Annotated in this window: 10 protein-coding genes; 7 read left to right on the forward strand and 3 right to left on the reverse strand. The window is 63.7% G+C overall.

Annotation, left to right across the window (positions count from 1 at the left end):
• Nucleotides 1-312 precede the first annotated feature (312 nt).
• From ACIQ47_RS12725 to ACIQ47_RS12755, 7 genes are all read left to right on the forward strand, one after another.
• Nucleotides 313-870 (forward strand): phasin family protein, encoded by a 558-nt coding sequence (locus ACIQ47_RS12725; RefSeq protein WP_396438466.1) that lies wholly within the window; start codon nucleotides 313-315, stop codon nucleotides 868-870.
• An 87-nt stretch (nucleotides 871-957) separates the two neighbouring features.
• Entirely contained in the window at nucleotides 958-1,746 is a 789-nt protein-coding gene (locus ACIQ47_RS12730) for an enoyl-CoA hydratase/isomerase family protein (protein WP_396438467.1), read from the forward strand.
• A 135-nt stretch (nucleotides 1,747-1,881) separates the two neighbouring features.
• Complete coding sequence (locus ACIQ47_RS12735; protein ID WP_396438468.1) at nucleotides 1,882-3,111, forward strand: hypothetical protein; 1,230 nt, start codon at nucleotides 1,882-1,884, stop codon at nucleotides 3,109-3,111.
• Between the two features lie 109 nt (nucleotides 3,112-3,220).
• The gene (locus tag ACIQ47_RS12740) at nucleotides 3,221-4,168 is read left to right on the forward strand and encodes a DMT family transporter (protein WP_396438469.1); all 948 of its coding nucleotides are present in this window, start codon (nucleotides 3,221-3,223) and stop codon (nucleotides 4,166-4,168) included.
• A 35-nt stretch (nucleotides 4,169-4,203) separates the two neighbouring features.
• Complete coding sequence (locus ACIQ47_RS12745; RefSeq protein ID WP_396438470.1) at nucleotides 4,204-4,893, forward strand: ABC transporter ATP-binding protein; 690 nt, start codon at nucleotides 4,204-4,206, stop codon at nucleotides 4,891-4,893.
• Nucleotides 4,890-6,185, forward strand: coding sequence for an ABC transporter permease (locus tag ACIQ47_RS12750; protein WP_396438471.1), 1,296 nt, complete (start codon nucleotides 4,890-4,892; stop codon nucleotides 6,183-6,185). The genes ACIQ47_RS12745 and ACIQ47_RS12750 overlap by 4 nt, the downstream gene beginning before the upstream one ends.
• A gap of 69 nt (nucleotides 6,186-6,254) precedes the next feature.
• Complete coding sequence (locus tag ACIQ47_RS12755; protein WP_396438472.1) at nucleotides 6,255-6,881, forward strand: DUF3299 domain-containing protein; 627 nt, start codon at nucleotides 6,255-6,257, stop codon at nucleotides 6,879-6,881.
• Here the strand turns inward: ACIQ47_RS12755 and ACIQ47_RS12760 are convergent, their stop codons facing one another.
• From ACIQ47_RS12760 to ACIQ47_RS12770, 3 genes are read right to left on the reverse strand one after another with little or no spacing between them, the layout of a single operon-like run.
• On the reverse strand, nucleotides 6,882-7,781 hold the full coding sequence (locus ACIQ47_RS12760; RefSeq protein WP_396438473.1) for a 5'-nucleotidase: 900 nt from the start codon (nucleotides 7,779-7,781) through the stop codon (nucleotides 6,882-6,884).
• 42 nt (nucleotides 7,782-7,823) lie between these two features.
• The gene (gspF, locus tag ACIQ47_RS12765) at nucleotides 7,824-9,050 is read right to left on the reverse strand and encodes a type II secretion system inner membrane protein GspF (RefSeq protein ID WP_396438474.1); all 1,227 of its coding nucleotides are present in this window, start codon (nucleotides 9,048-9,050) and stop codon (nucleotides 7,824-7,826) included.
• A gap of 10 nt (nucleotides 9,051-9,060) precedes the next feature.
• A complete protein-coding gene (locus ACIQ47_RS12770) occupies nucleotides 9,061-10,002 on the reverse strand; it encodes a MipA/OmpV family protein (RefSeq protein WP_396438475.1) in 942 nt (313 codons plus the stop codon).
• Nucleotides 10,003-10,132: the final 130 nt, after the last annotated feature.

Raw genomic sequence — 10,132 nt, forward strand, 5'->3', positions numbered from 1 at the left:
AGGCGGTGCGTTTGCGCTGTCCCTGGGTGTTGAGCCAGTGGATGCCCATGGCCAAAATGAAGAGCAGGCTGATGAATTCCATACATACAAGGTGAGGGGGCCAGATTGGCCGAACCGTCAAGTGTAGTGAGCCCGGCGCAGGGGCCGCTCAAAAACCTTGCCTCGCCCCTGGATCGATGGGCATCAGCGTGGCTGCGCACGCCAGCGCACCAATTGGAGAGCGGACTCTAAAGTTCGGGTTTCCCCTTGCCATGGCCACCCCATGCTGTTCCAATTGCTGCAGTGCAACAAAACTTCCCAAAGGAAAAAACCATGAACTTCAACGCTGAACAATTCACCGCCACCCAACAAGCCAACATGAACGCAGTTGCTGACCTGTCGCAATCGGCTTTCGCCAGTTTCGAGCGCTTGGTCGAGCTGAACATGGCCGCTGGCAAAGCCGCTGTGGGCGAGTCTTTCGCCAACATGCAAGCCCTGATGGCCGCCAAGTCGCCTCAAGACCTGATGGCTGTGCAAGCCGCGCTGGTGCAGCCTGCCTTCGAAAAGTCGGTCTCTTACGGCCGTCACATCGCTGACATCGCCAACAGCACTGGTGCCCAGTTCAGCCAGGCCGTCGAAAGCAAAATGGCCGAGTCCGAGCAAGCCGTCAAAAGCCTGGTCGAAAACAGCCTGAAGAACGCCCCGGCCGGTTCTGACGCCGCCGTGGCCGTGATCAAGACCGCCTTCGAAGCCAGCCAAACCGCTGCCGAGACCCTGAAAAAAGTGGCCAAGCAAGCCGCTCACAGCGCCGAAACCAGCATGAAGGCCGCCACGGCCCAAGCCGAAGCTTCGGTCAAGGCCGCCATGACCAAGGCCAAAGCCAAGGCTTGAGCGTTGACTTCATGAGCCGGCCCTGAAACAGGGGCGGTTGCCTACAATCAGGGTGTCTTCGGACACCCTTTTTTTTCGATTGCCCTCATGTCACCAGTTCTCACATCCGCTTCTGTTCCCGTTTTGCACATCGAGAGTGGTGTGGCCACCATCACCCTGAACCGGCCAGCCCAGCGCAACCGGCTGGAAAATGCCGACCTCACGGCCTTGTTGGCGCACTTTGACGCCGTGAACCGAGACCCCGAGGTGCGCGTGATGGTGCTGACGGCCAACACGGCGGGGCAGCCCCGGCCTGTTTTTTGCGCCGGCTACGACATCGGCGGCTTTGACGAGTCCGGGCATGGCGCGCCCCTGTTTGAAGAAATTCCCGATGCCCTGGCTGCCATGCGTCCGGTGACCATTTGCGGGCTGAACGGCAGCGTGTACGGCGGCGCGACCGATGTGGTGTTGGCTTGCGACCTGCGCATCGGCTTGCAAGGCATCGAGTGGCGCATGCCAGCCACCGCGTTGGGTTTGCACTATTACCCCAGCGGCTTGCAGCGTTATGTCAGCCGTTTTGGCCTGGCCGCCACCCAAAGGGCTTTTTTGACGGCCCGACCTTTTACCGACCGGCAACTCGATGCCTTGGGCCTGTTCGAGGCCCTGGTCAGCGCTGACGACTGGGCAGCCACGCAGCAGGCCTTGGTGCGTGACCTTTTGGCGCTGGCCCCCCTGGCCTTGCAAGACACCAAGCAATCGATTCGGGAAATTGAGGCTGGTCTGGGGGACGTGTCCCGCATGCGCGAGCGCGCACAGCGCGCCAGCCAAAGTGCCGACTTTGCCGAAGGCCGGGCGGCCTTTGCCCAGCGCCGCACGCCGGTCTTTACCGGCCGCTGATCGGCTGCTGCACCTGCGCCGGGCCTGCTCCCGTGCCCATGCCGCCCTTTCATGCCTGTGCGCTGCGCTATCAAGTTGGGCGCTTTGCGGCCGATACAGTCCGTGGAATGTCTTTTTTCTGTGGACGGGCGCGCGATGAGAACATGTGTTGGCTGGGCGGGGTTGCTGTGGTTGTTTGCTGCGCCTGGGGCATGGGCGGGCCAGTACGTGCTGCAGGCCGGACAGACCCAAACCGTGCCGGTTTCTGCCCGCGTGAACAATGGCGAGACCCGCTGCAATTTGCGCATCAGCGTGCCCGGCCAGGCCGATGTGGAGCGTGTGGTGCAAGCCCCGTTTTTTGACACGGCCATGGCCCTCACGCCGCTGGGTGAGGAGTTTGTCACGGTGCGTTGGCAAGGCCAGGCCCGTCGCATCAATGACCAGGTGGTCAATGGCTGCCCCACGCAAGGCGAAACCCGCTTCAAGGTGGTCAGCAGCAACGCCTTGACCCGGGCTGTGTGGGCCGGCATGCAGGCGCAATTGACGCCTGCCAAGGCCGATTGCGTGCGAACCGCGTTCGAGTTGGACCGGGTGCGGCCCGAATGGTTTGACTTCCATGACCCGCAGCCCAGCGGTGAGGACGCCAGAATTGACCGGGCTTTTGCCCAATGCGAGGCGTTTTTGGCGCGGCCCAAAGCCTGGGGCACGCAAAGCCCGCAAAGCCATACCTGCACCGTGGCGGGCGTCAAAACCCGTTGTGAAGGCTTCTTTTCGGCCAGCGTGAACGGCAAGGTGCAGACGATTTCGCGCGAAGCCGCCATTCAAATGCAATTGCAGAATTTGCCCTGGAGTTCCGGCGTGCGTGAGATCGCATCGGTCAGGACCTCGCGCATCCAGCAGGAAATAGACCGCGTGTCCCGCGAGGCCGCTGAAGAGGCAGCCAAACTTCAGGCCATCAAAGACGCCCGGCGCAAGGCCGAGCAACAAGCTCAAGAGGCCAAGGCGGCAGAGCAGCGTGCGCTGGAAGACAAGATTGCTGCCTTGAAGGTGCAAATTGCCGAAGAAAAAGCGCAGGCTGCGCAAGAGAAAAATTGGGTCTTCAAGCAGATCGACAAGATCAGGGGCGTGCCTGCGCCCGATGCCAAGCCGCAAGAAACGCCCAAAACCGCCAGTCCTACAGCGCCTGTGGCGCCGGGTTCCGCGCCCCCTTCTGCGGCTCCAGCAGCGCAATCGGCACCCGCGGCACCCGCAGCAGTGGTTCCTGCGGCACCACCCCAGGCGACCCCAGCGGCACCGCTGCCACCCCCTGCGGCGGCGCCAGCCACTGCGCCCGCTCCGGCTGCCAATCCGGCAGCCAGGTCCTTGCCACCCCTGCCGCCGACCTGAATTGGCCCGAATTGGCGAGGGGGTCTGTGCTGGTAACGCAAGCGACCGGCGAGGGTGCGCATTGCCCCTAAGATGACCGGGTGATTCACCCTTTCAAAAGCGCAGCGGCATGAAGCCGCGCAAGCCTTGGTCCCCATCCCGCCAGTGGTCGCTTGCGCAGCTCCGCAGCAGGCGGGCCTTTGACGCCTGGCCAGCGGCCGTGCAGGGCATGGTCTGGATGGTGGTGGGTGGGCTGCTGTTTTCTTTCCTCAACACCATCGCCCGTGAGCTGACGCTGCAACTGGACGTTTACCAATCGCAGTTCTTGCGTTACTTGTTTGGCCTCTTGTTCATCTTGCCCTGGGTTTGGCGCGATGGCTGGCGGGCTTATAGGCCGGTGAACATGGTGGGCCAGTTCTGGCGGGGCGGGGTGCACACGCTCGGGTTGGTGTTGTGGTTCACGGCCTTGCCCAAGATTCCGCTGGCCGACATCACCGCGATTGGCTTTACCGGTCCGATTTTCATCATGATCGGCGCGGCCTGGTTTTTGGGCGAGCCGATGCGCCGGGACCGCTGGATCGCAGCCATCATCGGTTTTGCGGGCGTGCTGGTGGTGGTCTTGCCCAACATGTCGGGAGAGGGGGGGTGGTTCAACCTGATCATGTTGGCTTCGTCGCCGGTGTTTGCGGCGTCCTTCCTCATCACCAAAGCCTTGACCCGCTACGAAAAAGCGGGCGTGATTGTGCTTTGGCAAGCCCTGACGGTCTCGATCTTGAGCTTGCCGATGGCGCTGCCCAACTGGCAAGCGCCCAACCTGATGCAGTGGCTGGGGTTTGCCGCTACGGGCGTGTTGGGCACGCTGGCCCACTATTGCCTGACGCGGGCCTTTGCGCTGGCCGACATTTCGGCCACCCAGTCGTTGCGCTTTCTGGACCTGGTCTGGGCCTCGATTCTGGGCTGGCTGGTGTTTGGCGATGTGCCCAGCCAGTGGACTTGGGCTGGGGCCCTGGTCATCTTGGGTGCCACCGTCTGGATTGCCCGCAGAGAAGGCCGGAGAAAACCCGCTGAGCCCGATTGACGGGGTATATTGCCCCGCTCAACAGGGAGAACTGTGTGATCGACATCGAGCCATTGCGCTTTGCCTGGACCCGGGGCGGGCCTGACACACTGCTGCTGGGCCACCTGCAGGTGGACCGTGGCCAAACCGTTTTTTTGCACGGACCCAGCGGCTGCGGCAAAAGCACTTTGCTCGGTCTGCTGGCGGGGGTGTTGTCGCCCCGCCAAGGGCGTGTGTCTTTGCTGGGGCAAGACTGGGCCGCGTTGAAGGCCGGCCAGCGCGACGCCTTTCGGGCCGACCATGTGGGCGTGATGTTTCAGCAGTTCAATTTGCTGCCCTACCTGAGCGTGCTGGACAACGTGACCCTGCCTTGCCGCTTTTCGACCTTGCGCCGCGAGCGCTGCCAAGCCGCCGGTGGCCCCGAGGCCGCGGCCCAAAGCTGGTTGCAGCGCATGGGTTTGCCCGAGGCCCTGTGGAGCCGCCGGGCCGACACCTTGTCGGTGGGCCAGCAGCAGCGCGTGGCCGCTGCCCGTGCCCTGATGGGCCAGCCCGAATTGATCCTGGCCGACGAGCCCACCTCGGCACTCGATGCAGCTTTGCGTCAGGACTTCATGGACTTGCTGCTGCAGGCTGCGCGCGACGCGGGCAGCACCTTGGTGTGCGTGAGCCACGACGAACAGCAGGCGGTGCGCTTTGATGTGCAATGGTCCTTGCCCGCCTTGCAACAAGCGGGGGTGAACGCATGAACAAGCTGCTGAACATCGCCCGGCAAAGTGCCTGGAACCGGCGCAGCACCTTGGTCTGGGTGGTGGTGTCGCTGGCGCTGGCCACCGCCTTGCTGTGGACTTTGGAGCGTTTGCGCCACGACATTCGCCACAGTTTTTCGCAATCGGTCAGCGGCGTCGATTTGATCGTGGGCGCGCGCAGCAGCCCGGTGCAGTTGATGCTGTTTTCGGTGTTCCACATCGGCAGCGTGCCGCAAAGCATGAGCATGGACAGCGTGCAAAAGCTCAAGCAGCACCGCTCGGTGTCCTGGGTCGTACCTTTGAGTCTGGGCGACTCGCATCGGGGCTTTCCGGTGCTGGGCACCACACCCGCTTACTTTCAGCACTTTGCTTATGGCGACAAACAACCGCTGGCCTTAAGGCAGGGCGCGGTGTTTGCCGACACGCTCGATGGTTTGTATGAAGCGGTGATCGGGGCCGAGGTGGCGCGCAAGATGGGCTATGGCTTGGGCCAAATCATCACCTTGGGCCACGGCATGCCAGACCATGACCATGACCACAAAGGCGAGCAAGCCGATGAACACGCCGACAAACCCTTTAAGGTGGTTGGCATTCTGGCCCCCACGGGCACCCCGGTGGACCGCACGGTGCATGTGAGCCTGCAGGCACTCGAAGCCCTGCACCTGGGCTGGGTGGCGGGCATCCCCATGCCGGGCGGACACATTCCGGCTGATCAGGCGCGCAAATTCAATTTGCAGCCTGAAGAAGTCACGGCCGCGTTGGTGGGGCTGAAAAGCCGGGCGGCCGTCTTCAATGTGCAGCGGTTTGTGAATTTTTACGAAGAAGAAGCGCTGATGGGCGTCATGCCCGGCGTGGCGCTGGGGGAGTTGTGGTCGGTGCTGGGCCTGGGTGAAAACACCTTGCTGGCGGTCTCGGCCCTGGTGGCCTTGGTGAGTGTGGTCTCGCTCGTGGCGGTGGTGCTGGCGGGCCTGAACGAGCGCCGCCGCGAACTGGCGGTGCTGCGCGCCGTGGGGGCTGCACCGCGCCATGTGCTGGGCTTGCTCACGCTCGAAGGGCTGTGGGTCACCTGCGCCGGGGTCGTGTTGGGTGTGCTGTTGGCCCACGCGGGCATGGCGCTGGCCACGCCCTGGCTGCAGCAGTCGCTGGGCATCCGTTTGCAACTGGCCGCCCCCTTGCCTTCGCAGCTGGCTTTGGCAGGCGCGGTCTTGCTGGCCGGATTGCTGGCCAGCCTCGGGCCCGCATGGCGAGCCTACCGATTGTCCTTGGCCGATGGCTTGTCGCCACGCGTGTGATGTGTGGGCTGGCCGCTCTGGCGCTTGCTGCAAAATAGGCTGAAATGACATCGGGAATGGAAGTGTGGGATGAAACAAGGTGCAAGGTGTTGGTCGGTGGGCGTGCTGCTGCCTGCGTTGTGGGTCTGGGGTGCCCAGGCGCAGAGCGTTCGCGAGACCGTTCGCGAGACCGTGCCCCAGGTCCAGCCCGCCTTGTCGGCTGACGCCCCACCGCCCGGTGCCAACGTGCCGGGTGCCATGCGCACCATTGGCTGGGAGCAGCTGATTCCGGCGGGCTGGGACCCTTACAAAGACCTCAGGGCACTGAACCTGGACTCGCTCAAGGACAACGATCCCAAGGCCGAAGAGGCGCTGAAAAAAATGCGCCAAATGTGGGACAACGCGCCCATCAACCCCCTGATCCTCGGTCAGGGCGTGCGCCTGCCGGGCTATGTGGTGCCACTGGAAGATCTGGCCGCTGGCATCAAGGAGTTTTTGCTGGTGCCTTACTTCGGCGCTTGCGTGCATTCGCCACCGCCCCCGGCCAACCAGATCGTGCATGTGCTCTTGGACAAACCTGTTAAAAACCTGCGCCTCATGGACGTGGTCTGGGTGTCCGGCCCCTTGAGTGCCACCAAGACCGACTCGCACATGGGTGTGGCCAGTTACCGCATCGACGCCAAGGCGGTCACGCCTTACCAGGACAAAAAGCGCTGATCACGTCGGATTGGAGACCCCCGAGGCCACATGCCCCGAGGGCACATGGCGCGCGGCCGATTCGATGTGGCCGGTTTGGTCGTCGAAGAAAAAGTCGGGCTCGAATTCGCGCAGAAACTCACCCTTGGGCAACCCCCCCAAGAACATGGCTTCGTCGACTTCGATGTTCCAGTCCATCAGGGTGCGGATGGCGCGCTCATGCGCCGGGGCGCTGCGGGCCGTGACCAGTGCGGTGCGGATGCGCATGGCCGGTGTGCCTGCTTGCTGTAACTGTTGCAGCGCTTGCAGCAGGGGCTTGAAAGGCCCGGCCAACAGGGGTTGCCCTGCCCTGTCGCTTTCGTGTTTCTGAAATGCCGACAGGCCTTGTGCTTGAAACACGCGCTCGGCTTCGTCGGAAAACAGCACGGCATCGCCGTCAAAAGCGATGCGCACCTCGTGCGGGTGCGCCTCTGACGCGAGCGCCGAGTGCGGGTAGACCTGCGCGGCTGGAACACCGGCATTGAGCGCGGCGCGCACATCGGACAAATGGGTGGACAAAAACAGGTTGGCATTGAGCGGCCGCAGGTAGCGCCACGGTGGCTGCCCGCGTGTGAAGCTGCCGCGCTGGATGGGCAGGCCGTAATGCTGCGCCGAGCGAAAAACCCGCATGCCCGAGACCGGGTCGTTGCGCGAGAGGATGACAACTTCGACGCGTTGTGCATCGGCGTCGTTGAAAGCCAACAGCTTGCGCACCAAAGAAAAGGCCACGCCGGGTTTGGCGGGCGCTTCCAGGCGCTCGAGTTGCAGCTTCATGTAAGCCCGGTCGTCGCCTTGCTCGAACACCTTGTTTTCTTCTTCGAAGTCGAACAAGGCGCGAGACGAAATCGCCACCACCAACTGGCCTTCAAGGGATGCGGGCATCGAGGGCTCCTTTGGACAATGTGAGGGCCATGGGTATGCGGCTCACTTGATAAATTGGTTCAGCTGCATGATGGGCATCAACACGGCCAGCACGATCAGCATGACCATGCCCCCCATGGCGACGATCAGCAAGGGCTCCAGCACGGTGGCCAAGGCCAAGGCGCGGCGCTGCACTTCGCCCGACATTTGCTGCGCCGCACGTTGCAGCATCACCGGCAGTTGGCCGGTTTGTTCGCCCAGCCGCGCAAACATGGACAGCAGGCCCGGAAAGCGGGCGTTTTGCGCCAGCGCGGTGCCCAGCGGTGCGCCTTCGCGCACACGCACCAGGGCTTCGAGGGCGTCGGCCCGCAGGGCTTGGTTGGACAAGGTGTCGGCCGCCGCCTGCAGCGCTTTGAGGATGGGCACGCCAGCGGCCGTGAGCATGGCCAACGTGGAGGCAAAGCGGGCGCTGTTGTAGCCCCGCGCCAATCGGCCAATCAGGGGCAGGCGCAGCCAAGCCGCGTCAAAACGCATGCGCAAAGCCGCTTGGCGCATGGCCAACCGAAAAGCCAGCACGCCGCCCGCCAATAACCACAGCACAAACCAGCCCCAGTTGCGCACAAAGTCGCTGATGGCCAGCATGGCCACGGTCAGGCCCGGCAATTGCCGTTTGGTGCCCGCAAAAACCCCGGCCACTTGCGGCACCACCGAGGTGACCAGAAAAATCACAATGGCCAGCGCCACCAGGCTGACGATGGCCGGGTACAGCGAGGCCGACAGCAGTTTGGCGCGCAACACTTGCTGATCTTCCAGGTCATTGGCCAGCTGGTTGAGCACATCCGACAAGTGGCCGCTTTGCTCGCCTGCCGCGATCACGGCGCGGTCGATGGCCGGAAACTCTTGTGGAAATTGCGCCAGCGCCCTGCCCAGCGTGCTGCCCGAGTTGATGTCGGCGCGGATGGCGGCCAGCAGCAGCTGCTGCTTCTCTTTTTCGACCTCTTCGCTCAAAGCGGCCAAGGCGCGTTCGACCGGTAAGCCGCTGCCCACCAGGCCGGCGAGCTGGCGCGTCCACACGGCGCGTTCGCTGGTGCTGAAGGCGCGACCTCTGCCAATGGGTCGCTGCCACCAGGGCAGGGCGCTGGCCGAGCCCGAGGCGATGGCCTCCACCAGCAGGGGCACGAGCTGCTGAGTGCGCAACTGGGTGCGGGCGGTTTTCAGGCTGTCGGCTTCGAGCGTGCCTTTGCGCAGGGCGCCATCGGCTTGCAGGGCTTCAAAACGGTAGGCGGGCATATTTGAGGTGTCAGCGGCTGAAATAAAGGACGCCGATCTGGCCACTCCAGCTCAAGATGCTGGGGCTGACGGCATTGACTTGGCCCAGGTGGCGCGAGCTGCCCACCGTGCCAAACCAGGCCCATTGCGGCGTGAAGGCATAACGGTAACTCATGCCCAGACCCACCGAGCCCAAGCCAGAGTGCCAGCCTCCAGGTGGAGGGGGCAGCAGGCGCAGCTGAGTGGCCCAGTGGTCGGCTGTGGCCCATTCGACGCCGCCGCTCAGGCTGAGCGCGCTGCGCTCGCTCAGCGGCAGGCCATACGAGGCACCCAGCGACAAGGTGGTGCCGTCGCCCCGGTCCATCAGGTCTTGCGTCACATCGGTGCCTACCGACCAGCGTTTGCTCAGTTGGTAGTTCGCGCTCACACGGGCGCGCAAGGTGTTCTTGCCTGAAGAAAAACCGTCAAAGCTGCTGTTGTCCTGCAGGTTCTGGACGCGCAGGGACAGCGCCACTTGCAGGCGTTCATCGTCGCGCAGTTGGTAGGCCAGGTTGGACTCTTTGCGGTAACCGCTGAAGGCCAACCATTCGTCGCCCGTGGCATGGCCCAACCGCCACCGCCCGTAGCGCACGCCCAGGACCGGGCGCAGCGCCAGCTCGGTGTGGCCATCGGACAATTCCCGGGTTTTGAGTTTCAAACCCAGGGTGTAGCGCCAGGGGTGTGCAGGGGCATCGCGGGCGCGCGCTTCTGGCGGCTGGGGGTCGGCGGCTGCTGGGGTCTGTTCGAGCGGGGTCGCAGGCGTGGTCTCGGTCGTTTGAGCTTGGGCCACGTTGCTGCTGACGACGACCCAAACCAGCCCAAGGCAAGCGCCCATCGTCCACAGGGGTGGACTCCTCAGGGGCAGCGGTTTGCCTTTTTGTAGGAGCCCACCTCTGTGGGCAATGGCAGGTGCACAGACCACGTCGGCTGTCATGGGGACCTTCAGCACAGTGCGGATGACAGGAGAACAGGGGTGCAGCATGCGGCATCAGTCCCGCGTGACGCGCAGCAGCTCTTCGGCGCTGGTGATGCCTGCATCCACCAGGCGCTGGCCATCGTTGCGC

It is taken from the genome of Limnohabitans sp., assembly GCF_044373035.1.
GTDB lineage: Bacteria > Pseudomonadota > Gammaproteobacteria > Burkholderiales > Burkholderiaceae_C > Limnohabitans_A.

What these genes read in the sequence shown, in the direction of transcription:
- ACIQ47_RS12760 (WP_396438473.1), bottom strand. Translation starts at nt 7,781, where the DNA reads ATGCCCGCATCCCTTGAAGGCCAGTTGGTGGTGGCGATTTCGTCTCGC.
- ACIQ47_RS12735 (WP_396438468.1), top strand. Translation starts at nt 1,882, where the DNA reads ATGAGAACATGTGTTGGCTGGGCGGGGTTGCTGTGGTTGTTTGCTGCG.
- ACIQ47_RS12770 (WP_396438475.1), bottom strand. Translation starts at nt 10,002, where the DNA reads ATGACAGCCGACGTGGTCTGTGCACCTGCCATTGCCCACAGAGGTGGG.
- gspF (WP_396438474.1), bottom strand. Translation starts at nt 9,050, where the DNA reads ATGCCCGCCTACCGTTTTGAAGCCCTGCAAGCCGATGGCGCCCTGCGC.
- ACIQ47_RS12740 (WP_396438469.1), top strand. Translation starts at nt 3,221, where the DNA reads ATGAAGCCGCGCAAGCCTTGGTCCCCATCCCGCCAGTGGTCGCTTGCG.
- ACIQ47_RS12755 (WP_396438472.1), top strand. Translation starts at nt 6,255, where the DNA reads ATGAAACAAGGTGCAAGGTGTTGGTCGGTGGGCGTGCTGCTGCCTGCG.
- ACIQ47_RS12730 (WP_396438467.1), top strand. Translation starts at nt 958, where the DNA reads ATGTCACCAGTTCTCACATCCGCTTCTGTTCCCGTTTTGCACATCGAG.
- ACIQ47_RS12750 (WP_396438471.1), top strand. Translation starts at nt 4,890, where the DNA reads ATGAACAAGCTGCTGAACATCGCCCGGCAAAGTGCCTGGAACCGGCGC.
- ACIQ47_RS12725 (WP_396438466.1), top strand. Translation starts at nt 313, where the DNA reads ATGAACTTCAACGCTGAACAATTCACCGCCACCCAACAAGCCAACATG.